The following is a 23,791-nucleotide window of genomic DNA, read 5'->3' as shown; positions in this document are numbered from 1 at the left end:
CTAGGCTTTACCGAGCGCCGCTTTTTGCACTCTTTGCCGAGGCGTTGCCGTCGGCTGGTCGGCCACCGCCTTCGTTTTTTTGGCTTTTTTGGGTTTAGGATTCCAAATCTTGTAAGCGTCGAAGTTGAACTCTGTCGCCGAGATGATTGAACTCTGACGAAGGGTTAAAAGAATTTCGGCGCTTATTTCATCGTAGTGCGTATTGAAGGTGACCTCTAACGTATCTTTATCTCTATAGCCGCTCATCAAAGGGATGATAGCTATGTCTTGATCCATTCCATTTGTTTCTGATGGCTCACCAAGACTGCAAACTTTACCGACATATACTTTACGATCATCCATTGAAATCATCGCGTATTTATCTTTCGCCAGTGACAGATTGAAAAGTAAACTGTCTAGCGGGCTATCTGCGAGGATGTTGGCGGTGACGAATATCCGAGAGTCCCAAGTGCCGAACCGTAAAAACAGCCTAACGTGGCTCAAGAACTTATAGATAAAGGTAGAAACAAAGGTCAAAACGGTCAAGGTTAAAAGCCAGCCCCACCGTGAGGCTTCAACCTGGTCCTTGGCAAACAGTTCAAAAATCAGTGCGTTCGTCCAAATGTAGATAGGAAGATGGATACGAAAACAACCAACAGTGAACGACGGGATATGATAGAAAACAAAAGCTAGGAAAACTGCAATAGCGAAGCATCTGATGCCAAGGTCGGCGCAGCGCAAATACAGATACTGACCCTCGTAGCGGTGTAATTTGTAGCTATGAGTGGGACTAATATGGCAGGCAAAAAAACCAGCGACTAAAATTGTCAGGCCCAAAAATGTCAGCATAAGTTCGTGCGATTAAGAGTTGACGATCGCTTTTGCACGCCGGGACGCTTTCTTGAACTCTTCAGTTTCACGCACTTCTGCCGGATCGATGCGTACAGTTCCTCTGCCTACAACTTTAACTGAGTTGTAGGACGAATTGACCAATTCCTTAAGACGCTTGTCCGCCTCTGACGGTGCCAGGCCGACTAATTTCAAGAGAGTCATAGGAGCCTTCCTGCCGGAAAAGTACATGGTCACACACTGCACTACTTCGTGTATGGAAGCAATATAGGAACGAGGGACGTACAGTCGCAAGAGAGAACTTGGGACCAAAGCCTTTTGTCGCATTTGGATCGTCATTCTCATCTACTAAGCGTCGTAAGCAAATGCTACTTCGAGACCAATTCAGCCAAGATACGTTCTAAAACGATAGCCAAATGGGCTCTCGCCCGTTCGCGATCGTCAGCGCTGCCATCTCCCGTACAAATATCTGTTTCGTTCTCAATCTCAATTGTTACGCGAGACCCTGGTTGGCCAAATCTCACCTTGAGGCGAGGCTGATCTGAAAAATAGACGTCGGACCCACCCATTCCCAATACGGCTGGCTTCAAAATCTGCATTACTTCTCCTATTTATATGCCGATCACACCGAGAGCATGGCAAACCACGAACATTTTCAACTCAGCCAGTAAACTGATCTCCAAACACTTTTTGCCAATACCAAACAGCTTTATTGAGGTCGGTTGAAATTTGTGCCTTGCGGGCAAACTGAGCGTGAATGCGTACCTTGTCGATAAAAGCTTGCCACTGAGGTGCCGATACTCCGTCAAGCATGTTATTTTCAGGCATAGCCGGATCTATAATAATCGGTTTACGCCCACGCATCGCCGCGTCGAAATATTCATGGCAGATATTTTCAAGAGTTTGAGCAAAAGCCTCGCCCAAGTGTATCTCATCGGCAGGGCCATAAGAAGCGACCAGAATTTCCATCAAAAAGCCCTTTGGTCGCTTTCCAGAGACATGTTCTTGGCGCCACCATTTGAGCATTTTGACGAGTGGCTTAAAACGTTTGCCGAACTTTTGATTTTGAGAAGTGCTCCATTCTTTATGACGGGGCGGATTAGTATATATCCATTCTTCGGCATCTCTGTCAGGCAAGCGAAATTTGTTCCTATAGTAAGCCACCGGAACAACATCGACTTGGCAACCGTAGGATTCGAGCCGTACAGATCTCCTGTTGGTCCGTTTGACGTTGTACTTAGCCGCAAGAACATCGGCCAAGTCTTGAAGCACATCTTCCGGATGGTCAGCACGGGTATGATCTGTCACCACCATAATGTCGACGTCGGGCGCCTTAATTCTACCGTTGATTTTACGAGGACGGATGGCTGTGTCCCGCGCGTAGCTGCCAGCGACAAAAACATCCCGGGTTAAATCGCGATAATCCTCGTGATCGAACAAGAAATTGCGAACGGACGCGTATGCCCTTGCACAGTTTTGTGACGTCGTCTTGCTAGGTTCGATTTCATAGAGAAACCTTTTAAAACTGGCCTGCGGAAGCATTACGTATACATCCATGGCCTCTGCGACCAGAAACTTCAGGAGGACTATGGTTGGGCATCGGGGATAAGCCAGTTGGCATATGCGTCGATATCAATCATCGGTACCGTTCCGCACATCTGTAACATCGCAATGAGCTTGAACAAGAACGCCGTCGCAGCCTTGCCTTCGGACCTGTAGACGTAGTCCTGCGTGGCCGGATCGAAGTAAAAATGCCCGTGAGCGGCAACGCATCCCAAATTTAATAAACCTTCCGTGGAGTTAACTTTGAGTGCTCTATCAAGGGCAACTCCGAAAGAGGGCGTCCAGCCGCTTTCGAATGCCAATACCCCACTAATAAGGGGCATTGGCACCTTCGCGGCATAGATGCCGCCAGCATGGGGGATGGGAAGGCTCGTACGCTTTAGCTTGCGAACACTCGTGGCTTTATTCTGAGCGTACCGGACGATATCCGCTGACAACTCCTGCTTCGCCTCGAATACGGCGTAAACGCTTTCGGCCGGAATGAAGAGTTGATCATTAAAGGTGAAAATGAAAGGCGAATACTGCCGATCATAGACAACGATATCAATCTGCTCACTAAAGTGACCTTGGCTGTCAACGACGAACGCTTTGTCCGCTTTGTATCTTTCAGGCAGATAGGTTTTCAAAAGCTTGAGCCAAGTTGCCTCGCTTGCATCGCCCTTAACGACCGGATGCTCCATCCCTTTGCGCGCAAAAGCCAACTGTCGCTCGATGTCATCGTGCAACTGGGTCAGCAATGTGGAAAGTGACCAATCAGCCATGATTGAACTCCTTAGCTAAGTGGAAATTTAGGGCCGAACAGGGCGCGCCACGCTTTTAGCGCTTCGCCGTTTCGACCCGAACGCGTCAATGCGATTGCGTTTGACGCTTCGCGCTCTGCGGCCTTCAATAGTTGTTTAGCCCGGTCTTTGCGGGCAGCATCCATACCGTTACTGACGTCTGGACCTAGGCCGGCGGGGTCGGGCCATCTGTCGTGAATACGGTCTGCGAGGGTGGCAAAAAACGACTGAAATTCACGATCGAACTGACCACCCCAGCCGCCATATAGAATGTCCAGCGCCATAATCTCGATAAGGAAAGACGGCTTTATGGGCTTTTCGCCGTGCTTTGGGTTATTGTTCCAGTATTTCATCATCCTGACCAAACCCTTCCATTCGTTGCCGTAAGCCTGGTGCGCAGCGACGGCCTTAGAAGCGTGTGTTTCCGGATTGGTCTTGATCCACCGTCCAAGTTCGTCATCGGGGATTTCGTAGTCGTTCCCGCTGGTAAACGCCGGAACAACGTCGACGCTGATAATGCGGTAGTCCGTATTGTCGTCCGCGTCCGCCTTCACGCCGAAGTTCACATTGATGGATCGGTTCTGTTTCTTCACGTTGCTGTCGCCATATTTCTCGACGAGGGCCTTGTGGAAATCAGACAAGATCACGGATGGTGCCGATTTACGGTAATGATCTTCCGAAGTCTTCAGGACAAAAAATATATCTATGTCCTTGAGAGGTTTGGTTTTAGTCCATCGCGCGTAGGAACCAGTCAAGAAGCTGCGATCAATCGCAAATTTCGTGTTGAGATAGTCGCGCACCTCAGTCTGGCGTGCAGACGCATTTGACTGTTCCTTATCATTCAGCTCCAGGCGGCTTTTGAATTTGCGAAACGCTTCGTCGATACTCAGCATTATGGATGCCTCCAGTAGCCGGTGCTTGCACCAAGCCCACTATGTTCAATTGTTGACCCAAGACTTTGTTTGACCATGCCGGTCGTAGAGCGTGCCGAAGTACGAGACCAGCCGCTAACGTCAGGTCGCCCGGTCTTCGTGTGTGTCAAAAGGCGGTACTTCGCCTCTGACGGCACCACGCCCGCCTTTTTGATCGCGTACTTGAGTTGATCCGTGTCGGTGTAAAAGCTACCGTCTCCGCCAGTCCACTGGTACGCGATCTCAATCTCCCAGCGGAAGATCAGTGCGTCAGTTCGTGGGTGGTAGATTTCGAGGCTGACGCTTTCCAAGTCGCCGGTTTCGATCCAGGTCTGGATACCGCGGGCGTTGATATCCCAGTCGCTGACAAAGTCATTTGGATTAAGTCCGCTTAGGCGAATGATATCCTTCAGGCTCTTTAAGATATTGTCCGTTACGTACGTAACGGAGTGCGTATACGAGTAAACGGCAACGGCTGTCATGATGCCAGGAACCTTTGCAAATCGAGGACAAGGCCGTCCTGAGACGCCGCCTTTGTTTCAGTGACACTCTTATCGGCCAAGTCCCGGGCCGTGATGCGTGTAGACTTTGCCGCTAAAGCGACCTCTACCCAAGCCAGGTCGTCCGCCGGGCAGGGAAGGGAAATCGCCCAATTTCCAGCGAGGGGATCGAATCCCAAAGCGTCTTCATTGCCTTCATCTTCGATCGCCGCATCATCGAAGGTGCAGTAAATCCGCGTGCGTGGACCATCGCACGTCACGACGATAGGTGACGACGCCGGCGCTTGGTCGGAGATCAGGCTAGAGGCAATGCCTGCAACGGCAGACAACTCGGCAAATTTCGTGTCGTTACGGCCTTGACATAACAAACTGATGATCGCGTCCCAAGTAGCCCGTGCCGTGCGGTGCGGTGTGCTTCGGAAGGTGCGGCTATATAACGTGCTCATTTCCGCGCCCCTTTTAGACGATTGGCTTTTGAGGCCCGGGCCGCGAGAAGCAGGTTGGCCATGGTCAATCGAGACGGATCTGCCGCAGTTTCCGGCGACGTGCTCAATGCTGTTGCCACCATTTTGCGTATGGCGCGGCCATCCAGGCCAACGCATTCCGCCGCCAGAGCGCCGATATCGTTTGAGCGCGCCAACTGACCGATAGCCGGGAATGTCTGCGCCAAACCGTTCAGGCAATCCGTCAGAATTTGAGCACAAGCCGTGCGCTCTGGAAGAGGGACCTCTACCACCAGGTCGCAGCGTGAGGTGAACGCGGCATCGACCGCTTCAGGAAAATTGCTCGTGGCGATGAAAAGCAAATTGGGATGCTGCTCTGCCAATTGGTCCAACTGTACGAGCACGGCATCTGTGGCGCGGTGAATATCCACCGGGTTTGCCTCAAGGCTGAGTTTGCTGCGGTCTGCCGCCAAAGTTTCCACTTCATCCAGCAAAACAATGGTGGGTCCTGCCGAGGCGGCTTCTGAGATCGATTGAGAGAAAAGTTCGGACACAGCACGCTGCGTTTTACCCATGGCGGAGCTTGTCAGGCTATGAGGGTCGACCTCCAGCAACTTGAAACCACCGCGCGGAAACATGTCCGCCACGCGATTTGCTAGGCCACGTGCAAGGGAAGTTTTACCGGTGCCCGGTGGGCCGACCAGAAGTATCACGCCGTGCAACGGTATGACATTTCGACTGATTTTGCCACGCAGCGTAAAGTTTAGGACCGCCTGCGATACCAATTGAGATTTTATTGCGCTGTCGAGGATAATAGAATCCCACATCGCACCGAGTTGGCTGTCCGGAAGACGCCGGATTCGCTGAATACCCTTCGGGGCGTGTACATCGTCGAGTTGTGCGACGTTTTGAGCGTTCAACATTAAGTTTTGTCCTTCTGGTTCATAGGACCCAGTCGGACAAGCATCCGGTGCTTTAGTGACTTACACCCCGTTGAAAGACGGGAATAAAGACGCTAAAGACCATCTGCCGACGCAACTTGAGTCGGAAGATAAGAAGGAAGAGGGCGCAATCTAGGACCGCCAAGTCAGGCTTGTGTCCTCTTCCAATTTCGATTTCGGCCAAAGCCGGGCTACTCATTACGCGAAGATTTTCAGGCGCGGGCTCGACTCTTCGAGCCTAGCGAAGTCGCGTCGGGATGTGAGATTTCTCCCCCATATTATCCAGTTAACGCACTTCGATGATTCGCGCTAACGAAATTTTAAACCTTCCACTTGTGGTTTGATTCCGCGTCGTTGTCCAGTGTTGGGGCAGATTTAGTGGGTGTATTTTTCGATTGTCTACCAGATATGGTAACACATCGACCGGTTAGCACTCAAGAGGGGGGAGTGCTAAAAAAAGAACATTTTCGGAACCATATTAATAAATCCGTAAATTCTTGACCAGCCAAATCTGTAAAATAAGCGGACACTTCAGAAATTGGAGTTCCCTTTGCATCATCTCGATTTGGCACGTTTGAGTCATCGAACAGCTTAGGTCTGTATGCTTTCCCTCAGAAGTTGGGAATTTAGCCGCACGTCCTAACGGGCCGCGTGAGCTTGTGACCTTTTCACAACCAAAAGAGGTTTTTGCGATTATTTAGTGAGGTCTGTGGATAAATTTATTTCGCAAATGCGAAAACGGCATTATGGTACTTTGGCGAATGGATAATCTTAATGCAGTCAATGTCCTAAGCATGGAGTGAGCTAATGCCCCTGTATGCGGGAGACTGGAAAGACGCGGCTGCGTACCAGCCATTGACCGAGATGGATAGGGTCGGCTGGGCATGGGCTTGGTTACGTCGCAACCCTCTGTACCAAGTCCGCTCAAAACCAGATTTGTCGCACGACGGTGACCACAGTCAAAATGAAGTTCAGATCATCCGCGCGCGTTCCGCGACGGATGCTGGCCACTGGGGGGTATCCTTTCGCCCATAACGAAGGACGGTTGGGTGACCGCGCTCGGGTATTCTGGCGGCCAGATTGGGATAAATCCGTTCTGCTTGTCCGCACTTTACCTGCGTACGCCACCGAAAATGCTTTCGATATCCATCTCTACCGCGGGCTCGCGACGGTCCTGGTATTGGAGGAAGGCTTCGAAGTCGTATTGCTGACAGATGGGGTGCATCACCTTCAACTCTTTGTACTTGAAGGGACAGTGCTGAATGGACCGGTATATCTGCGATATGCCTTGTCAGGATTCAGGCACTTGGAAACCCGAGTAATGAGCCTGCGCCGACTGGTGGGTCTGCATCAACATGGCCAGTTCGTTTCCAAGCTTTATCCGGCTGAGACGAAAGCAGAGCGCTGGGTACAAGCGCTCCGTGCCTATGATGCGCACGCTACAGGTGCGAGCCAGCGCGAGATCGCGCTTACCCTTTTTGGAGAAAGGGCAACGGAAAATTGGTCGAATGGCTCAGACTTTATGCGTCTTAGAATTAAGAGGCTAATAAACTATTCCAAGTCAATGATTGCCGGAGCCTATAGTGACTTGCTGAAATAGATGCTCTTTTGACCGTGGATCGCTTCATAAAAAAACGCAGCGCCGATAGTAAACGCAGGGCATAATTTACCAAGTTTTGGTTGATTTCAATCGCTATATGGTTGCGTAGGTGGTGGCTTTTATCGCATACAGCTTCTATCGAAGAGGTCAATTGGAGAACTGAAATGGCAAATTTCGCTGGCGACGTCGGCTTACTGGATACGCCAACCTCAGTTGAATTGGAGGCTGGAGATTTTAATGCCTGTCTAAACGCTCGCGGTACATACACTACAGATAAGTTCGTATTAAGATTGAATCCGCAAGTTCACCGGTTGGTTGATGCTGCGGTCGCGGCAGCAAAGTCACAAAATGGTCTAATACCGGCACGCGAAATAACAGCGGATATGGTTTTTGCATATTCGACTTATTTGCATGAGACTGTTCACTGGTGGCAACACGTAGGATCTACGTCAGGCTTAATTACAAGTTTTCAAATTCCTGCCATTGTCCATGAAAATTCACAGAGGCTGGCAAACTTAGTAGAAGGAGGTGTAAATCATAAACCTATAAAATCATGGGCTGAAAGTAAGATGCGTAGTGGAGATGATTCTGAATTATTGTCTCAAGCAAATACAATAGTCAATAATGCCATAGACGCTATGTATTATAGGTATCTATCATTTAAACCGAAAAATATTTTTGCCGCTTCTGAAGATCGTTATTTTGAAAGTATGGGTCATAGTTATTGGATATCTTATATTCATGCAGTCGCGTTGATGCAATCTACTTTCGATTCAGAAAATAAAATTTTACCGGGCGTAAAACATTGGGAGGATAGCTTTAAATAAGTGGAACGTGCTGGAATTGATGGATTTGTTTATCAAGGACCAGTTCGAGTATCGCCGATTGGAACGCATGCTTTGTATGAGGGGCAGGCGCGATTTATCCAGCTCCAGTTTTTATCATTCGCGTTAGAAGACGCGCCGAATTTAGCAGGTTGGCGCCAAAAAGGAATGTTGGACGGCGAATACGGCGAAGCTTTTGACGCATTCCTTGAAATTACTGGAGCGGTGCCGTCAGAAATTGACGATCCCGCCGTCGCATTGTTTATGCTAATTCTGGACATCGCAATAAATCCCTCGCGTGGTTTTCCGATTCAGATTGAATCTTTTGAAAATTTCCTAATCGACGTCGATGCAGGAATCCGCTTTGTGAGGCTTTGCCAAGCGGCCCGGGACGAGAAACAAGTTCTTTCTCTAATAACCGAATATTCGTTCACCCAATACGCAGAGGCGGCGGACATCCTTACAAGCTCTTGCGGATATGATCATCCCCTTGCTGTAATTGAGCATATCGTAGAATGGCAGGAGCACAGCCCAGTAGCAAAGCTGATGGAGGAAAAAAGAGGCTTTACATATGACTTGAGCAACATTGTAGTCAGAGTGATGTCCTCCCATTTTTTAGCATTTTGCGATGATAAACTAAGCCGTCCGGAATTTTTTTGCTGGCCTGGTGCATGGATGACTGGAGCGCGGGCGTCGCAAGATATAACGAACTTATTCCTAAAACACCTATCGCTTTTTACAGATAAAGCTGACGATGATGGCATATTTCCCCGCGCAATACCGGGCGTAAGCGAGGAGAATGCAGTAAAAACACTGACTGCATTCTACGCGAATGTCATAAACTATGATCTTGTGAGGCAGTGGATATTGTCCGATGGGCCATTTAATTATGAATTTGGCTGGCTTACCAGCAAGCATTCCAAAGAGGATATGACGAACAGCACTAAGCAAGCCTTCCAACATGCCTTCGGTGCTTCACCCGATTCCTTTACCTACACGTGGGCCGAAGTAAAGTGACTCAAACGTTGAACGTCTATCGCCTTGAGTATCACTTCTCTAACGTCGTCTTTTTCCGTGTGTAGATACCGACGTTAGGATTTCATCTGGATTGCCAACAATATCAGAGGGCGCGTCCTCAATTGAAAACAATTCACCAGGGTTCACGTCGAGCACCCGAGCCAATCTATAAATAGTGCGCCCGGTGGGGTTTCTTCCTCCGGACTCTAACTGACTGATGTAAGCTTGATCCACACTGCCTAATCGCAACGCCATCTCTTCCTGAGACAGATCTTGCTGCATGCGGAGGCGTCGGAAATTCCAGCCAATTAATCGTTCAACATCCATGGGTTAAGCATGGCAATGTAACAAAATCGCGCCATGGATCATGATCCATCAAGCGTCAAATTCGATCAATTGTTAACAAGGGGGTCGTATAGTGACTTAAGTAGCGATTGATATTTGTGGGGCAATTTAGTTGTATCGAAAAGCTCGCTTGGATCTATACATATCGCTGCTGCAAGTCGAAAGGCCGTTCGACAGGTAATGTTTTGGTCTCCACTTTCGATTCGACTTATATATTTTTGATCTGCCGTTCCCAAACGAAACGCAACCTCTTCCTGGGAAAAGTTTTTCTCCAGTCGAATTCTTCTTAAGTTCCAACCTAATATTGCTTCGGGCTTCATACGAGTAAACGTCGAACAAACAGATGTTTACCGCCATGGATCATGATCCATATTTAGCTTGAATTTCATGGATCGTGATCCATACTCAGATTTCACTTAGGTCAGGATAGGCCGCTACAAATAATTTTATAGGCGCTGAGAAAGCCATGAGTAACGGTGTTTGGATACGGGATGTCGATCGTTGGTTCGCCGACCTCGTGGCGCCTTACGAAAAACAGTACCTGTGGGTTGCGAAGCGGCTGACAGGTGAGGGGGAGAGCGCCCGCGATCTGGTGCATGACGTCTATGCGACCTTGTTGACCGGGGAGGCTTGGCGGTCGATTGCCGTGCCCCGCACCTACGTCATGCGCATGGTGTTCAATCTGGGTCTGAAGCACGTCCGGCGCGCGCAGGTCGTACGGATGTCCGCCCTTCCGGATTTCGAGACCCTGGAATATGCGGCGCAGGACTTGGACGGTTACGAGACCTTCTCGGTGCGCGAGCAGGTGCGAGTCGGCATGGACGCCATTCACTCCCTGCCGGATATGACCCGTCGAGTGTTGCTGATGCGCCGGCTGGACGCCTTACCGATCAAGGTGATCGCCCATCGCTTAGGCATGACCGTCAAGGGCGTCGAGTATCATCTGACCCGAGGGGCATTGCTGTTTAAGCAAGCCGTCGAAGCCGCCAATATGGGCGTCGTTGATCGCCAGGGGCTGGAAATGGTGCGGGATTCCCAGCACACCACTCGAAAACGCCCCGCCCGCGATTAGACTACCGCTTTAAATTGCATTATGCTTCGGGCCATCGGTGCCCGGGTGAGGTCTCGGGCCTCTACGGGGTGGCGCACGTATGACATCGGAATCTCCAGCATCCGCCGACGACATCGCGGAAACCGCCGCCCAGTGGTTTGCGCGGATGGATAGCGGTGAGGGGAGCCATGCCGATTTCGAGGCTTGGCGCGACGCTGATCCGCAGCACGCCGTCGCCTTCGCCAAGGTGTATGCCTCCATGCGCCAACTGGAGAAATTACGCGGCCTCACCGCGCCTATCGAACCTTTGCCGCGACCGACACGCCGCGGGTTTCTGACCACCGGCCGCGCGGCGGCGGCCGTCATTGGTGCTATTGCCATCGGCGCACTCGCCATCAATTTTGGCAACTCCCGCGTTCAAGCGGAAACCGCGGTAGGCGAACGCAAGATCGTGCCGTTCCCCGATGGGGGCCAGGTCGAACTGAACACCAACACCAAAGCCGCATGGAAACTGGACAAAGGCCGCCGGGATCTGTGGCTGGAACGCGGCGAGGTGGCGATAAAGGTCGCGGTGGGCGCTCAGCCGCTTCGATTGCGTGCCGGAAAAAACGTGGCGGAACTGGGCCCGGGTGAATACGTGGCCCGTTTACGCGACCAGTCGCTCGACCTGATCAGCCTGTCCGGCGCGGCGACAGTCGAGGCCGCTATGGGTAAGGTCGTGCAGGTTGGTGCGCATCAGGGGCTTTTGCTGACCCCCGAAACTGACAGGGTACGCCCCGTCTCACCTGACGATGTCAATTTCCTGACCGGCTGGCGCAACGACGAGCTGGTGCTCAACGGTCAGGTGCTGAGTGAAGTGGTCGAAGAACTGAATCGCTACGGCGACAAGAAGATCATTATCGCCAATCCCGAATTGGGGGCCATACCCGTCGGGGGCCGCTTCACCAACCGAGATCCGGCGAAACTACTGGCCGGTTTGGAAGCTTCATTCGGTATTCATGTGACGCAGGAAGGCCACAGCATCATTCTTTCGCGATAAACGAGAACCATCCGTCTAGGGATCAAGGCATACCGTCAGAACTAGGGGTTCGATGTCCTCGGCGCTGTATATCGCGCCTGTCACGAAAGTGACGTATGTCTGAGGGGATAACTTCATGTTTGTAAAATCGCGTTCCTACTGGGCCAGCCGCACCTCGGCCTGGGCGCTCGCCACCGCAATGATTATCGGGTCTGTGTCATGTGTCGGCGCTGATGATGGCAAGCGCACATATCATATCGAAGCCAAATCGACCGCCGCCGCCCTGAACGAATACGCCCGTCAGGCCGGTGTTGCGATCATGTTCGACTTTGGCGAAGCAAATAAGACGACCGCGCCCGCTCTGAATGGTAGCTACACCCGCAAGGAAGCCCTCGGGGCCCTTCTGGCCAACACCCGTTTCGTTATCGCATCGGAGGTGGACGGCGCGATTTACCTAAAGGTGTCGGAGAGGCAAGGGGGAGGAAACACGCCCGTTGCCGTCGAAGCTGAACCGACCGAGGTAGTGGTCACGGGTACGCGGCTGCGGAACGCCGCGCCCGCTTCACCGGTAACGCTCATCACGCGTAAGGATATCGAACGTTCAGGCTACAGCAATGCAGGGGATTTGGCGCGTTCGATACCCCAATCCTTCGCGGGCGGCCAGAACCCCGGCGTCATGCAAACGCCGGTCGAGCAAAACAATAACTCGTTCAATTCGTCGACCCTCAACCTGCGCGGCCTGGGGACGGACGCCAACCTCGTGCTGGTGAATGGCCACCGCTTAGCCTCAGACGGACCGTTCGGTGGCAGCGACATTTCGGGGTTGCCATTGGGGGCTTTGGAGCGCGTGGAGATTATCGCCGATGGAGCTTCGGCACTCTACGGGTCTGATGCTGTTGCGGGGGTGGCAAATTTCATCACCCGCAAAGACTACAGCGGGGTTCAACTGGGCGCGCGCATAGGCGGCGCGACCCAAGGTGGTGGTTTTGAGCAGGTCTATAATGTGCTCGCCGGCCATACGTGGACAGGGGGGCATCTGCTCGCGAATGTCGAATACGGCAAGCAGGACGAAATTCTGACGACCGATCGCGAGGTAACGGCCAGCGCCGCGCCCTTCAACACGCTGTTGCGCCCAACGGAGCGGAAGTCCCTTTTCGTCAACATCGGTCAGGACATCACGGAGCGGTTGACCTTTAATGCGGATGCCTATGTCAGCCAGCATGAATCCGACGTCAAAATTCAGTTTTTCAAGACCGATCAACGGATCGCCGGGCAAAACGGCTCGCGTAGCTATATGATCGCCCCGGGCCTAACCTACCGCGCAGGCGGTGACTGGACCATTACCGCCGATGCCACCATTTCGCGGGGGTACGGATATTATCGCTACAGCCCGCAAACGAGCGCACCTTACAAGGATATGTTCCGTTCGCTACTCAAGTCTGGCGAAATCTCCGGCAACGGTACGCTGCTGGCCCTGCCGGGGGGCCCTCTGAAGCTGGCAATCGGGGTGGGCTACCGCGACGAGCACTATCGGAAATCGAGCATGGGGTCGCCGCTTGTCGATCAGTTTCGTCGCAACGTAACGTTCGCCTATGCCGAAGCGCTCGTGCCTCTGGTTTCTCCATCGGACACCCGCACCGGACTGAACCGGCTGGACTTCAGCGTGGCGACGCGCGTCGAAGATTACGACCGATATGACCGGACCTCGACCTACAAATATGGGGTCCGGTATCAACCCGTGCCGGGTGTGATCGTCCGGGGAACACTGGGGACCTCCTTCAAGGCGCCGGGACTCAGCGAACTGGCCCAGCCATTCAACGCAATCCTGTATAATGCACAGGTCATGGGATCGACCACGCCGGGCGTCGCCATGCTGCTCGTCGGCGGAAATCCCGACCTCAAGCCTGAGCATGCGAAAACCTGGACGGTCGGTGTCGACTGGTCGCCCGAACTTTGGGCGGGTTCACGTCTGTCGGTCACACGCTTCAACATCGCTTACCGGGATCGGGTGCTGGCACCCGTCACACCGTTCACTCAGGCCTTGTCAAACCCGTACTTCGCGTCGTTCGTTGTTCTGGCCCCCACGCCGCAACAACAGACGACAGCAACCGCCGGTGCGCGCCGGATTGCGAATTTCAGCGGCCAAACCTATAACCCCGCGACCCTTCTCGCACTGGTCGACGACCGCAAACTCAACGTAAGCCGCCAGGAAATTGACGGGATCGACCTCGCTATACGCGGTCCCGTCGAGCTGCCTACCGGCGATCTCGATCTGTTTGCATCGGCGACGTGGCTCAAAGTCGTACAGCAGACCATCGCGTCGATGCCGCCGCAAACCCTTACCGGAAAAGTGTTCAACGCGCCGAAGGTCAGGGCGCGAGCCGGTGCGACCTGGTCGGTCGGATCGATCGTGACCACCGGGATCGTCAACTACCTATCGAGCGCCACGGATACCTACGTTACGCCCGAACGCACTGTGGCGTCATGGACCACGGTTGATCTGACCATCGCCTACCGATTGGCAGGGGAGGGTATGTTCTCGGATATCGATCTGACTCTGGCCGTGCAGAACTTTTTCGATGCCGACCCGCCCTATGCCTATGGTCCCGGTCGAACACAGGAAGGCATAAATTTCGATAGCGCCAACACGTCGGCCATAGGCCGGTTTGTGTCGATCGGCCTGAAGAAGCGCTTCTAATCGGAGGCTGATCAATGTTGGTGAAACGAGAAAGGAGGGGCGGCTATCGCCGCCCCCATGATCCCACACGCGCTCTTTCCGGGCTTCGGCGTGTGCGCGTGGTGGCCCTGAGTGCGCTCGTGGCTGGGTTTGCGGCGCTGGCATACCCGGCTTGTGCCGATCTCTCGGTACGCGATCTGGTGGAAGTCGTCGATATAGCCAATCTGGCGCTGTCGCCCGACGGAAAATGGATCGTCTACCGCCGGGAGCAACCGCGCATTGACGGCAATAGGTTCGAAACCGCCTGGTATGTCGCCGCAGTGGACGGGTCGTCGGTCCGATGGCTGGCGGCGGGCGGCTGGCCCATCCGTGACAGTGCCGGTCAGTCCGTCGATGAACCCGCGAAATGGTCACCCGACGGAAGGTGGATCTATTTTCGCGCGGTGGTGTCGGGCAAGGTCGAGGTCTGGCGGATCGAACTTTCCACCGGACAGGCGCAAATGTTTACCGAGGAAGGTGCTGATGTCCTCAGCTTCGCGTTAAGTGCCGAAGGAAAGGCGATTACGGTATCATTCGCGGCGTCCCGCGCCGAGATCGCACAGGCCGAAGCGCAGCAGTACGACGACGGCGTGCGGCTCGATCCGACCGTCCCTGTGGGGCAACCCCTGTTTCGATCCGCCTTGGTGAACGACCGGGCGACAACCATGCGATACAATGGGCGCTGGATGGACCGCAGTCCGCTCCTGTCGGAGCGGGCGCCCACCATACGGACGTTTTCGACCGAAGATCGACGTCAGGTCTTAGGTGAGGGCGGTGAACCTTCGGACGGGAAGGCGTTAGGCGTCCAACGCCTGGACGGCGAAATCATGGGGGTCTCGTCGATCGACGGCAGCCGCGCCGCCATCATCGCGGAAACCGATCAGAGTAAAGCTGACTCCGGTCGCCTCACCCGGTTGGCGGTAAAAACCCGCGACGGCCAGATTTTCACCTGCGGGGCGGCGGCATGCGCGTCGGGGATTGAGTGGTTGGTCTGGCAACCCGACGGTGGGGCCGTGGTCTTCGCCGCCCGCGACTATGGGCGCAGCAACGCCCAATCAGTCTTCCGCTGGAAGCCCAATACGTCGAACGTCACGCTATTGGCCCGATCTAATGGGCTCTTATCAGGCGGGCGAAGTCCGAACGCCCCCTGCGGGGTTGGAAATGACCGCGTGATATGTGTCGAGGCCGATCCCAATGTACCACCGCGGCTGGTCTCGATACAGCAGGGAAAGCAAGCCGTCGTCCTCGACGACCCGAACCGTGGACTTCAGGCAGCGGTACGCGCCGAACCGCGAACCTGGACCGATAAGTCCGGCACGCGCTTTAGCGGCTGGTACTATCCTGCGGCCGGCCAGCGCAAAGGCGCACCGCTCTTCGTCACCTACTACACCTGCCGTGGCTTTGTGCGTGGGGGATTGGGCGACGAATGGCCTTTGGCCATTCTCGCGGCCCAGGGCATCGCCAGCCTGTGCATCAACTACCCGCCCGATCTGTCCCGTGACGCCGTGCAGCGGTTTGACCAGGCCAGTTCGGCGGTTGCTGCGGCCGTTGACGACCTAGTTCAATTCGACGCCATTGATCGATGCCGCGTGGGGATGGGGGGCTTAAGCTTTGGCAGTGAGGTCACGCTTTGGACCTTGACCCATACCAATCTCTTGGCGGCGGCCTCGGTGGCGTCGAATGCGATTTCGCCCAGCTATTACTGGTTCAGAGGGTTTCGGGAGCAAGGTTTCAGAGACGAATTAAAGAGGTCTTGGGGACTTGGCACACCCGAGGACACACCCGAGAGATGGCGGGCCATCTCACCCACCTTTCGCCTCAACAAGCTGCGCGCCCCCTTACTCGCACAGGTCGTTGAACAGGAATACCTGGAAACCCTCGACTACATCGTCCCCGCCCGACTCGCCGGAACGCCGATCGACGTCTATGTGTTCGCGGACGAGCCGCACCAGAAGTTCCAGCCGCGTCATAAGGCCGCCGTCTATCAGCGAAACCTCGATTGGTTTCGCTTCTGGCTCCAGAACCTGACCGATGCCGTGCCGGAAAAGAAAGCGCAGTATGACGGGTGGTTTAAGCTGAAGGCGGAATATCAGGCAGGTCGTCCCGCTCGTCCCGATGGCTGTCCGACGACTTGAGGGTTGCCCTAACCCACGCCTCCATGCGCGCTAGCTCAAAGACGCGGTGGAACACCGCATCGCGTTTCTTTAGAGGCCGACTAAGATAGTCGGCGAGGGGCTTGATATCCAGAATGCCCGCTCCGGCCAATTGGCCATCACATAGATAGGTTTGCAAAGCCGCGCGGTTGCGGTCGAAGACCAGGCCGTTGAAACTCGTGAAATTGCCCTTGCTCCGTCGTAGGCGAACGCTTGTCGGAAGACGATCGGCAAAGGCATGCCGCGCCACGGCCCGATTATAACCGCCGTCGAACCAGAACCACGTCGGTATGCGCAGAGCGGTTTCGACAACCGGCTGTGCCAACAACGGGAGATATACCGGTACCTTGGCACGCCGCTCCATGACTTCGCCGAAGAATTTCGTCGAGATTATCTGACGGACATGCTCGGCTTTGCCACGCAGGACGCGACCTTCAGGTTGGAGCCAGGGGTGCTTGAACGGAACCGGCACCTTCAGATCGGGCGCTAAAAACAAGGTGTTTCGCTTCCAGTCGACGCCGGACCGCCGCAACGCTTTTTTGATAGCCAGCTTTCCGGCCTTCCACAGGGTTATGTTGTGTAGCGCGCTCAGATCCTGCAACGCGCTTAGAAACCGGCGCCCCGGTCCAAACGCTATAAGCGCGTCGGTGGCGGACGCTGCCGTAGGTAAGTAACAAAGGACGCTATCGCCACCCGCACCGGAAAAGAGCGCATCGGCTTTGGCCGCTTGATACAGGGGCTGAGAAATATCGTCGACCGCGGCCTGAAGCATCTCCATGCCCGGCAATGGCCCCGGTCGAGCCGGCTCGGGCAGGGCGCGAACACGCGATGAGTCGAAGGGGCAGTAGACCAGCGACACCTGCGCGCTCTCGGCGACGTCACGCGCATAGATACGTTCATCCGCGCCCGGCACGCTGGTCACCAAGTTGAAGCCGGAAAGCCGTATTTTCTGGCGGGATAGGCAAGTCGCGACGATGGAGGAATCCAGCCCGCCTGACAGTTCGATGAAACCATGTTGGATCGTATGGCTGTACGAGCGCATCACGTGATCGACCGTGGCACGAAGGGAAAAAACGGATTCAGCCATCGTTGTGTATTGCTGGCGGCGATCGGCGCCAGGCCACGGAGACCAGAACGACTTGAATGTAATGGCAGTGTCGTCACAGGTCGCGCTGAAGCCCGGAAGAAGCTGTTGCACGGTGTCGAGACCGGTGTCGAACTCGGGCAGACCCGCATAACACAGCGAATGGGTAATGAACCGCCAGTTGATAGGGGGGGACGACAGACCGCATCGTTGCGCTTGGGCAAGATCGGAGAAAATATAAAGCGTGCCGTCTTGGTGTGCCAGAAAGCAATCCAGCAGCCCGCAGGGCGATCGCAACACATCCAGGGTATTCGCCTTCAGGCTATTGGGGAGTAGGACGATGAAATCGCCCCAGCAATGCGACTTGAGAAAGGTTTGAGCGTCTTCCGCCGGAAGGACGTCGAGCGCCGTAAGCCAGTGGTGGGCGGGTTCGGGATGGTTGGGATAGACCCGTCCCAGCAACAAACCGTTCGATCCTGGCAGATGTCGGACAAGGCTTTCCTCGCCCATCTCGCCGACCATCGGCAAATCGCCGAGGACGCCGTCGCGCCAGGTGAGAGCGTAGGTCAGCACGTCAAAACACCCGGATAGGCAGGTAAGACTGAACGCCCCCGACCGTATCATTGAGCAGCAGATCGCCGGCTTGAACCCAGCAATGCGCGGAAAAAGGTGTCAGATTCACGCCGAAGACAAGGGTCGCGCTGATGCCCCGGCGACGCAGGAAAATGAGAAGGGACAGTGAATCCAGAAGGCAGATCGTATCGACCGGCACGTACCTGCGGGCACGCCGGAAAAACAGGGCATTTTGTATGATCGTGGTGTTCGAGATATCGGCAGACGTCTGCGCGGGAAAAACGGGCGGAAGGCGACTTTGCAGACTCTTGTGTGACAGGCCGCCCTTTTCCGTCAGAACAATCCATGCGACTTCACATATCCCGGCCAGGGTGACGGGCGGTTCGGGCTGGTCAAGCTCCAGAACGCTGACGACAGCCGGTGAATGATCGACGGGGCACCAACCCGCGGCATCGGGGGCACAGACTTCCAGCACACCGAGTTGAATCAGGCGGTCAGCGACGGCTTGATCGACTTTGCCGTGTTTTGATCCGAAGAGAAAAGGGTTTTCCAGGTCATCCGGCAGATGAAAATAGCGGTCGTTCGACACGTCAAAAAAGACAGGTCGCTCCGCGAGCAGGCAATAGGAAATATGGGGGGCGAGGCGAAGGGTCATGGAAAGGCAGGCGTACGGGCTTACGCCCGTACGCCCGTGGCCATTCAGTCTTCGGAAATGCCGGTGAACAGTTGGCCGTTCGGCTCCTGGTTGCCGACGATACCATGCGTATCGGTCGAAGCCACGCCCAGTTCGATGATATCATCGGCCAGAGGCGCGTAGTCGGCGGCGGTTTCAGCTTGGGTCTTCATAGGAGGCTCCTATTTGAGGTTGAACCATGGTCATCATGGCAAAACCGAGCGTAGGAGCGGAACGCGGGTATATGAATTATATAATCCGAATATATTCCGAATATATTCGCGGCGAACTAGGGGTTTAAAAACTTGACGATTTTTGTCTGTTAATCGAAGCTCTTACGGCGAGACAATAAGCGCACGACTTCCGGCACAAGCGCATGCCGAAGGTCGAAATACGCCTTCAGAGCCGCCTCGAACTCGGAGAGGGGGCCTCGGCGCCACGTGTCGATGAGGCGGTCGAGTTCAGCACGGCTGTCGGGCAGACGTGACTCTTTCAGTGTGCGCACCAGGTGCAGGCTGTCGTTGATATACCGGACGGTGGCTTCCACGCCCGTATTGCCTGAAGCGATGGCCACTGCCAGAAAGAAGCGCGACGTGGCGTCGGCGATCGGCAGGGCGCGCATGCCCTCGAAGTCAATCTCTTCGAGGATATGTGCCGGTGGGGGTGTCCCCTTATTGGCCGCAAAACGCACAGCCGCATCAAGCCACTCGTAATGGCCGAGCAAACTGGGTTCCGTTACCAACGGAACGGAAAACCCCTCCCGCCGATGTGCCTCGACCAGACCCTCAGCCGACAGGCGTCGCAGCGCCTCTCGAATTGGGATGTGGCTGGTATCGACCAACGCTTTCAGGCGTCCGATTTCAATGCGCTGGCCCGGCCAGAACATGCCTTCCATGACCGCCCGCTTGACTGTCTCATACACTTTTTCATAAGCCAGCGGTTTTCCCACCATTCGTACACGCTCCTGACGCCGCTCCGGCGAAGTGGGAGCCCCATGGGGCGGGGGCACATCACGCGCCGGGGGAGGGCGAGTGGAAAGTGTGTTTGAGACACCGTCTAAAATCAAGAGTTGTGGGCCGCGGAATACCGCTCGATTCCGCAAATGTGGTTGGAACCCTTATAGTTTTCATCTGTCTGACAAATATATTCGGATTATAACGCAAGTGCGAGAAGGACTTAACGACCACCGATGCGAAAGTGTCACACTCGCAGCATCAATTACCGCAGATTGTGTTTTGGCGGCAATTTCACACTTTAAATGCGCGCGCTAATGACACCGGTGGCACCATTCGACGGTCTTTGAGTCGATTTCACGGGGACCAGAGCTAAGGGCTCCGCCCTCGCGCGCACAAGGGCAGGGGCCTTCGGCCCGACCGGGGCGGTCTCCCCAGCCTTCCGCGCGCGCACCTCAGACAAAGTGCATTTCAGACACCGCTTGTGCAGGCCGGGTGATCCCCCTCCGCCCCGGTCGCCCTTGCGCTTGCTACCCCGGTCTCGCCGACGGGCAGGGTTTCAGCGCGGCATTTTGCCCGCTGAAACCCTAGCCTACGAAAGGAACTGGCTATGTCTAAGCTTGCCCTTAAGCCCGTCTCGACCGATACGGTTCAGTCCGGCTTTCAAACCCTGATCCCCTTGGATCGCCTCCTGAAATCCCCCGACAACGCCCGCAAGACCCCGCACAGCGCGGCGGCTCTGGTCGCGCTCAGGGCCAGCATTGCCGCCAAAGGCATCCTGCAAAACCTGATCGTCAAACCCGAAGTGGACGAGGCGGGGGCCGAAACCGGCTTTTTCCACGTCACGGCGGGCGAAGGCCGCAGACTGGCGCAGATCGCCCGCGCCAAGGACGGCGAAATTCCCCGCGACACCCCCATGCCCTGCGTCGTACGTGACACCGATGACGCCCATGAGGTTAGTCTGGACGAAAACGTCACCCGTGAAGCCATGACACCCGCCGACCAGTACGAAGCGTTCCGCGCCCTCAATACGGATCGCGGCATGGACGCCGCCGAAATCGCCGCCCGCTTTGGTGTGTCGGAACACACCGTCAAGCAGCGCTTGCGTTTGGGGGCGGTGTCGCCCGTCCTGATGCAAGCCTACCGCGACGAAAAACTGACCCTCAGCCAATTGATGGCCTACGCCATCACCGAGGATCATGCGCGTCAGGAAGCCGCCTTCGACCGCCTGAAAGGCGTCTATAATGACGCTTTCCACATCAAGCGGTTGCTGATGGAAGGGCGGGTGGCCCATACCGACCGCCGCGCCAAGCTGGTCGGAATGGAGGCCTATGAAAACGCCGGGGGCGTCATCGAGCGCGACCTGTTCACCGAAGAGGGCGGCGGATACTTTTCTGACGCGGGTCTGCTCGACCAACTGGTCATGCAGCATCTGGCGCAGGTCGCCGCCGCCACCCGTCAGGCCGAAGGCTGGAAATGGGCCGAGGCCGCGATAGATTACCCATATAGCAACGGATGGGGCCGCATTTACAAGGAGCCGCAAGACCTGTCAGCAGATGACAGCGCGGCCCTTTTGGCCGCGCAGGAAGCCCTCGAAAATCTCGTTGCGCCCTTTGAAGGGGCCGACGAACTGCCCGACGACATCGACCGTCAGGCGGGGGAACTGGAAAAGGAAATCGAGCGCCTTGAAGCGCTGGAGGACGCGTACCTACCTGACGATATCGCGCGCGGCGGTGTCTTCGTCAGCCTTGCCCATGACGGCACGGTCAGCCTTACACGGGGCCTGATCCGCGCCGAAGACGAGGTGGCGGAACCCGATGACGAAGCGGCGGGCGCGTCGGAAACGGGCGAAGACGCGGATGATGAAACGGACGGTCTGGTCCGCAACGTCACCGCAACCGACCCGGACGCGGACGATGACGGAGACATTGCCGAAGACGTGCCTCTGTCTGATATCCTGTTGCGTGACCTGACCACCCACCGGACGCTCGCCCTGCGCTACGCTTTGGCCGAACAGCCGGAACTGGCCGCGCGCTTCCTCGTCCATAAGCTGACGCTCGACACCTTCTACAGCCAGCGCAGCGTCACCTGTCTCGACATCACCGCCCGCAGAGCCCCCATCGAGCAGTTTGCAGACGGTCTGGACGAGACACCCACGGCGGCGGCGCTGAACACCCGTCACGAAGCTTGGGCCGAGGGCCTTCCCGAAGACCCGCGCGAGTTATGGCCGCATATCCAGAAGCTGGACGCGGAAACCTTGGGCGCGCTCATGGCCCATTGCACGGCGTCAACGGTCTTTGCCGTGGTGCAGCCCTACATGCCCAAGGCGGCTTATGCGGCCTCCGTCGAAATGGCGGCGCATATCGGTCTGGATATGACGGGCCACTGGCGTCCGACCGCCCGTAGCTATTTCAGCCGCGTGACCAAGGGCCAGATAGTGGCTGCCGTCCGCCAAGCGGTCGGCGACGAAGCGGCCGACCGTCTGGTCAAGCTGAAAAAGCCGGATATGGCCGCTGCCGCCGAGCAACTGGTGGCGACGACGGGGTGGTTGCCGATGTGCCTCCGTACCCCGGCACTCCCAGATCAGGACGAGCCTCTGGCCTTGCCCGCGCCGGAGGAAACGGACGGTCTGCCGGACCTGCCCGAAGCCGCAGAGTAGCGGGGGCCGGGACCGCTTGGGCGGTCCCGGTCTTTTTTGTTTCAAACGGTCCCGCGCCAATGGCGCGGGGCTTTTTGTGTCGTCCCGTCGCCCCCGAAAAGACCCCGCAGCGAGGACCACGGCGTCCGGGTGAGGCTTATCCCTACGGCGGACGAGTCCCCCGGCAGGAGCAGGGGGCGGGGCTTCGCCCCGGAACAGGCTGGCATAGATCGGATGCGGGCGCGTCGGCTCGCCCATCTTGGGGGCGCTGTCGCGCCCGGTGTCGGCGGTGCGCGTCCGCCAGCGCGCGGGTCCGATCGTCCCGTGGGCGGCACGGTAATCGGGGGCGTTTTCGGAGGCGACATCGCCTTCGCCCGTCACGCGCTAGCCAAACGGAGCCCATCCCCGACGGAGCCAGAGAAGCCGGTGTCGGAGGTCGCAACCGGCGAGGACGGCGCACGGTTTGCCCCTTTCTGGCCTAGCCGAAGCCAAGGCGCGACCTCGACGATGAGAGGTCTGAACGCAACCGGACCTATGCGCGCAACCGGCTCCGGGGGCTTTTTTCCGCCGCCTTCGGCTTTGCATCGCGAAGCAAAAAAGCCCCCTCCGCCAGTCCTTCGGCCCTGCGGGTGCGCGCGGTCCGGCCCCGTTCGCACGACCCTCATCGAGGTCGCGATTGGCGCGGCTCGAACGCAGAAAGGAACAAACCCATGTCCATCATCGGCACTTTTGTGAAATCCGACACCGGCTTCTCTGGCTCCGTCAAGACCGCGACCCTGAACTTCAAGGCCCGTCTGGTCGAAAACGAACCCGCCTCCGAAAACGCCCCCGATTACCGCATCTATACCGGGGCGGCTGAAATCGGTGCCGGCTGGAAGCGCACCGCCGACAACGGGCGCGAATACATCTCCCTCAAGCTGGACGATCCGAGCTTCCCGCATCCGATCTATGCCAGCCTGTTCCAGGACGAAGACCCGGACGCCTACAATCTGCTGTGGACCCGCCCGGTGTCGAAATAAGCCTCAACGGACCCCGTGGCCATCGCTGCGGGGTCTTTTCGTGTGCGAGGGTTGGGAGCGGCTTCGGGGGGCGAAGCCGCTCCGGTTACCGGAGTCGAGGGGGGGGGGATGAGCCCGATAACCATGACCTGACGCTAAAGGTAAGGGCGCGCCCTGACCACA

The 23,791-nt window shown here is 56.0% G+C and carries 24 protein-coding genes; 10 read left to right on the top strand and 14 right to left on the bottom strand.

Features of this window, described 5'->3' with window-relative positions; all coding sequences use genetic code 11:
* The 8 genes from PQU92_RS02715 to PQU92_RS02680 all read right to left on the bottom strand — a co-directional run bounded on the left by PQU92_RS02715 (position 1) and on the right by PQU92_RS02680 (position 5,947).
* A complete protein-coding gene (locus PQU92_RS02715; RefSeq protein WP_272746673.1) occupies positions 1–828 on the bottom strand; it encodes a hypothetical protein in 828 nt (275 codons plus the stop codon).
* Positions 829–840: 12 nt separating this feature from the next.
* Complete coding sequence (locus PQU92_RS02710; RefSeq protein ID WP_272746672.1) at positions 841–1,032, bottom strand: hypothetical protein; 192 nt, start codon at positions 1,030–1,032, stop codon at positions 841–843.
* A 456-nt stretch (positions 1,033–1,488) separates the two neighbouring features.
* Positions 1,489–2,370: an SMODS domain-containing nucleotidyltransferase gene (locus PQU92_RS02705; RefSeq protein ID WP_272746671.1), complete on the bottom strand. Its 882-nt coding sequence runs from the start codon at positions 2,368–2,370 to the stop codon at positions 1,489–1,491.
* A 44-nt stretch (positions 2,371–2,414) separates the two neighbouring features.
* Positions 2,415–3,152: a DUF6602 domain-containing protein gene (locus tag PQU92_RS02700; protein WP_272746670.1), complete on the bottom strand. Its 738-nt coding sequence runs from the start codon at positions 3,150–3,152 to the stop codon at positions 2,415–2,417.
* An 11-nt stretch (positions 3,153–3,163) separates the two neighbouring features.
* Complete coding sequence (locus PQU92_RS02695) at positions 3,164–4,063, bottom strand: CBASS oligonucleotide cyclase (RefSeq protein ID WP_272746669.1); 900 nt, start codon at positions 4,061–4,063, stop codon at positions 3,164–3,166.
* Complete coding sequence (locus PQU92_RS02690; RefSeq protein ID WP_272746668.1) at positions 4,063–4,563, bottom strand: HORMA domain containing protein; 501 nt, start codon at positions 4,561–4,563, stop codon at positions 4,063–4,065. The genes PQU92_RS02695 and PQU92_RS02690 overlap by 1 nt, the downstream gene beginning before the upstream one ends.
* Entirely contained in the window at positions 4,560–5,027 is a 468-nt protein-coding gene (locus PQU92_RS02685; protein WP_272746667.1) for a CBASS system Cap8 protein, read from the bottom strand. The genes PQU92_RS02690 and PQU92_RS02685 overlap by 4 nt, the downstream gene beginning before the upstream one ends.
* Positions 5,024–5,947: an AAA family ATPase gene (locus PQU92_RS02680; RefSeq protein ID WP_272746666.1), complete on the bottom strand. Its 924-nt coding sequence runs from the start codon at positions 5,945–5,947 to the stop codon at positions 5,024–5,026. The genes PQU92_RS02685 and PQU92_RS02680 overlap by 4 nt, the downstream gene beginning before the upstream one ends.
* A gap of 825 nt (positions 5,948–6,772) precedes the next feature.
* Here PQU92_RS02680 and PQU92_RS18830 point away from each other — a divergent pair.
* The 4 genes from PQU92_RS18830 (at position 6,773) to PQU92_RS02665 (ending at position 9,406) form a co-directional block, all read left to right on the top strand.
* Positions 6,773–7,000, top strand: coding sequence for a transcriptional regulator domain-containing protein (locus PQU92_RS18830; protein WP_368407089.1), 228 nt, complete (start codon positions 6,773–6,775; stop codon positions 6,998–7,000).
* On the top strand, positions 6,930–7,565 hold the full coding sequence (locus PQU92_RS02675; RefSeq protein ID WP_272746665.1) for a DNA -binding domain-containing protein: 636 nt from the start codon (positions 6,930–6,932) through the stop codon (positions 7,563–7,565). Before PQU92_RS18830 ends, PQU92_RS02675 begins: the two co-directional genes overlap by 71 nt.
* A gap of 164 nt (positions 7,566–7,729) precedes the next feature.
* Entirely contained in the window at positions 7,730–8,392 is a 663-nt protein-coding gene (locus PQU92_RS02670; protein ID WP_272746664.1) for a hypothetical protein, read from the top strand.
* A complete protein-coding gene (locus PQU92_RS02665) occupies positions 8,393–9,406 on the top strand; it encodes a hypothetical protein (RefSeq protein WP_272746663.1) in 1,014 nt (337 codons plus the stop codon).
* A gap of 39 nt (positions 9,407–9,445) precedes the next feature.
* Here the strand turns inward: PQU92_RS02665 and PQU92_RS18825 are convergent, their stop codons facing one another.
* Together PQU92_RS18825 and PQU92_RS18820 are read right to left on the bottom strand one after the other, a co-directional pair.
* A complete protein-coding gene (locus PQU92_RS18825; RefSeq protein ID WP_368407088.1) occupies positions 9,446–9,733 on the bottom strand; it encodes a helix-turn-helix domain-containing protein in 288 nt (95 codons plus the stop codon).
* Positions 9,734–9,798: 65 nt separating this feature from the next.
* On the bottom strand, positions 9,799–10,071 hold the full coding sequence (locus tag PQU92_RS18820; RefSeq protein ID WP_368407087.1) for a helix-turn-helix domain-containing protein: 273 nt from the start codon (positions 10,069–10,071) through the stop codon (positions 9,799–9,801).
* A 146-nt stretch (positions 10,072–10,217) separates the two neighbouring features.
* Between PQU92_RS18820 and PQU92_RS02660 the strand changes: the two genes are divergently transcribed.
* The 4 genes from PQU92_RS02660 (at position 10,218) to PQU92_RS02645 (ending at position 16,671) form a co-directional block, all read left to right on the top strand.
* The gene (locus PQU92_RS02660; protein WP_272746662.1) at positions 10,218–10,823 is read left to right on the top strand and encodes an RNA polymerase sigma factor; all 606 of its coding nucleotides are present in this window, start codon (positions 10,218–10,220) and stop codon (positions 10,821–10,823) included.
* A 79-nt stretch (positions 10,824–10,902) separates the two neighbouring features.
* Complete coding sequence (locus PQU92_RS02655; RefSeq protein WP_272746661.1) at positions 10,903–11,841, top strand: FecR family protein; 939 nt, start codon at positions 10,903–10,905, stop codon at positions 11,839–11,841.
* A gap of 115 nt (positions 11,842–11,956) precedes the next feature.
* Positions 11,957–14,518, top strand: coding sequence for a TonB-dependent receptor plug domain-containing protein (locus PQU92_RS02650; protein WP_272746660.1), 2,562 nt, complete (start codon positions 11,957–11,959; stop codon positions 14,516–14,518).
* A gap of 14 nt (positions 14,519–14,532) precedes the next feature.
* Complete coding sequence (locus tag PQU92_RS02645; protein WP_272746659.1) at positions 14,533–16,671, top strand: Atxe2 family lasso peptide isopeptidase; 2,139 nt, start codon at positions 14,533–14,535, stop codon at positions 16,669–16,671.
* On the opposite strand, the gene PQU92_RS02640 is transcribed toward PQU92_RS02645, so the two are convergent.
* The 4 genes from PQU92_RS02640 to PQU92_RS02625 form a co-directional block, all read right to left on the bottom strand.
* On the bottom strand, positions 16,607–18,346 hold the full coding sequence (locus PQU92_RS02640) for an asparagine synthase-related protein (RefSeq protein WP_272746658.1): 1,740 nt from the start codon (positions 18,344–18,346) through the stop codon (positions 16,607–16,609). The two genes, PQU92_RS02645 and PQU92_RS02640, sit on opposite strands and share 65 nt — an antisense overlap.
* Position 18,347: 1 nt before the next feature.
* Positions 18,348–19,001 (bottom strand): lasso peptide biosynthesis B2 protein, encoded by a 654-nt coding sequence (locus tag PQU92_RS02635; protein ID WP_272746657.1) that lies wholly within the window; start codon positions 18,999–19,001, stop codon positions 18,348–18,350.
* A gap of 44 nt (positions 19,002–19,045) precedes the next feature.
* A complete protein-coding gene (locus tag PQU92_RS02630; protein WP_272746656.1) occupies positions 19,046–19,192 on the bottom strand; it encodes a benenodin family lasso peptide in 147 nt (48 codons plus the stop codon).
* 149 nt (positions 19,193–19,341) lie between these two features.
* Positions 19,342–19,971 (bottom strand): GntR family transcriptional regulator, encoded by a 630-nt coding sequence (locus PQU92_RS02625; protein WP_272746655.1) that lies wholly within the window; start codon positions 19,969–19,971, stop codon positions 19,342–19,344.
* Between the two features lie 611 nt (positions 19,972–20,582).
* On the opposite strand from PQU92_RS02625, the gene PQU92_RS02620 reads away from it, so the two are divergent.
* Positions 20,583–22,631 carry a ParB/RepB/Spo0J family partition protein gene (locus PQU92_RS02620; protein WP_272746654.1) on the top strand — a complete coding sequence of 683 codons (2,049 nt, stop codon included), beginning with the start codon at positions 20,583–20,585 and terminating at the stop codon, positions 22,629–22,631.
* Between the two features lie 689 nt (positions 22,632–23,320).
* On the top strand, positions 23,321–23,629 hold the full coding sequence (locus PQU92_RS02615; RefSeq protein ID WP_272746653.1) for a DUF736 domain-containing protein: 309 nt from the start codon (positions 23,321–23,323) through the stop codon (positions 23,627–23,629).
* The last annotated feature ends 162 nt before the right edge of the window (positions 23,630–23,791 follow it).

It is taken from the genome of Asticcacaulis aquaticus (genome assembly GCF_028550415.1).
Classification (GTDB): Bacteria; Pseudomonadota; Alphaproteobacteria; order Caulobacterales; family Caulobacteraceae; genus Asticcacaulis; species Asticcacaulis aquaticus.
The sequence above is the reverse complement of the archived record's forward strand: the minus strand, read 5'-3'. Positions and strand labels throughout refer to the sequence as shown.

Bases quoted from the DNA above. Each gene is read 5' to 3' on its own strand.
- PQU92_RS02615 (WP_272746653.1), top strand. From the start codon at position 23,321: ATGTCCATCATCGGCACTTTTGTGAAATCCGACACCGGCTTCTCTGGC.
- PQU92_RS02685 (WP_272746667.1), bottom strand. From the start codon at position 5,027: ATGAGCACGTTATATAGCCGCACCTTCCGAAGCACACCGCACCGCACG.
- PQU92_RS02700 (WP_272746670.1), bottom strand. From the start codon at position 3,152: ATGGCTGATTGGTCACTTTCCACATTGCTGACCCAGTTGCACGATGAC.
- PQU92_RS02655 (WP_272746661.1), top strand. From the start codon at position 10,903: ATGACATCGGAATCTCCAGCATCCGCCGACGACATCGCGGAAACCGCC.
- PQU92_RS18825 (WP_368407088.1), bottom strand. From the start codon at position 9,733: ATGGATGTTGAACGATTAATTGGCTGGAATTTCCGACGCCTCCGCATG.
- PQU92_RS02715 (WP_272746673.1), bottom strand. From the start codon at position 828: ATGCTGACATTTTTGGGCCTGACAATTTTAGTCGCTGGTTTTTTTGCC.
- PQU92_RS02635 (WP_272746657.1), bottom strand. From the start codon at position 19,001: ATGACCCTTCGCCTCGCCCCCCATATTTCCTATTGCCTGCTCGCGGAG.
- PQU92_RS18820 (WP_368407087.1), bottom strand. From the start codon at position 10,071: ATGAAGCCCGAAGCAATATTAGGTTGGAACTTAAGAAGAATTCGACTG.
- PQU92_RS02625 (WP_272746655.1), bottom strand. From the start codon at position 19,971: ATGGTGGGAAAACCGCTGGCTTATGAAAAAGTGTATGAGACAGTCAAG.
- PQU92_RS02630 (WP_272746656.1), bottom strand. From the start codon at position 19,192: ATGAAGACCCAAGCTGAAACCGCCGCCGACTACGCGCCTCTGGCCGAT.
- PQU92_RS02710 (WP_272746672.1), bottom strand. From the start codon at position 1,032: ATGACTCTCTTGAAATTAGTCGGCCTGGCACCGTCAGAGGCGGACAAG.
- PQU92_RS02680 (WP_272746666.1), bottom strand. From the start codon at position 5,947: ATGTTGAACGCTCAAAACGTCGCACAACTCGACGATGTACACGCCCCG.
- PQU92_RS02645 (WP_272746659.1), top strand. From the start codon at position 14,533: ATGTTGGTGAAACGAGAAAGGAGGGGCGGCTATCGCCGCCCCCATGAT.
- PQU92_RS02695 (WP_272746669.1), bottom strand. From the start codon at position 4,063: ATGCTGAGTATCGACGAAGCGTTTCGCAAATTCAAAAGCCGCCTGGAG.
- PQU92_RS02650 (WP_272746660.1), top strand. From the start codon at position 11,957: ATGTTTGTAAAATCGCGTTCCTACTGGGCCAGCCGCACCTCGGCCTGG.
- PQU92_RS02670 (WP_272746664.1), top strand. From the start codon at position 7,730: ATGGCAAATTTCGCTGGCGACGTCGGCTTACTGGATACGCCAACCTCA.
- PQU92_RS02660 (WP_272746662.1), top strand. From the start codon at position 10,218: ATGAGTAACGGTGTTTGGATACGGGATGTCGATCGTTGGTTCGCCGAC.
- PQU92_RS02705 (WP_272746671.1), bottom strand. From the start codon at position 2,370: ATGCTTCCGCAGGCCAGTTTTAAAAGGTTTCTCTATGAAATCGAACCT.
- PQU92_RS02620 (WP_272746654.1), top strand. From the start codon at position 20,583: ATGTCTAAGCTTGCCCTTAAGCCCGTCTCGACCGATACGGTTCAGTCC.
- PQU92_RS02690 (WP_272746668.1), bottom strand. From the start codon at position 4,563: ATGACAGCCGTTGCCGTTTACTCGTATACGCACTCCGTTACGTACGTA.
- PQU92_RS18830 (WP_368407089.1), top strand. From the start codon at position 6,773: ATGCCCCTGTATGCGGGAGACTGGAAAGACGCGGCTGCGTACCAGCCA.
- PQU92_RS02675 (WP_272746665.1), top strand. From the start codon at position 6,930: ATGAAGTTCAGATCATCCGCGCGCGTTCCGCGACGGATGCTGGCCACT.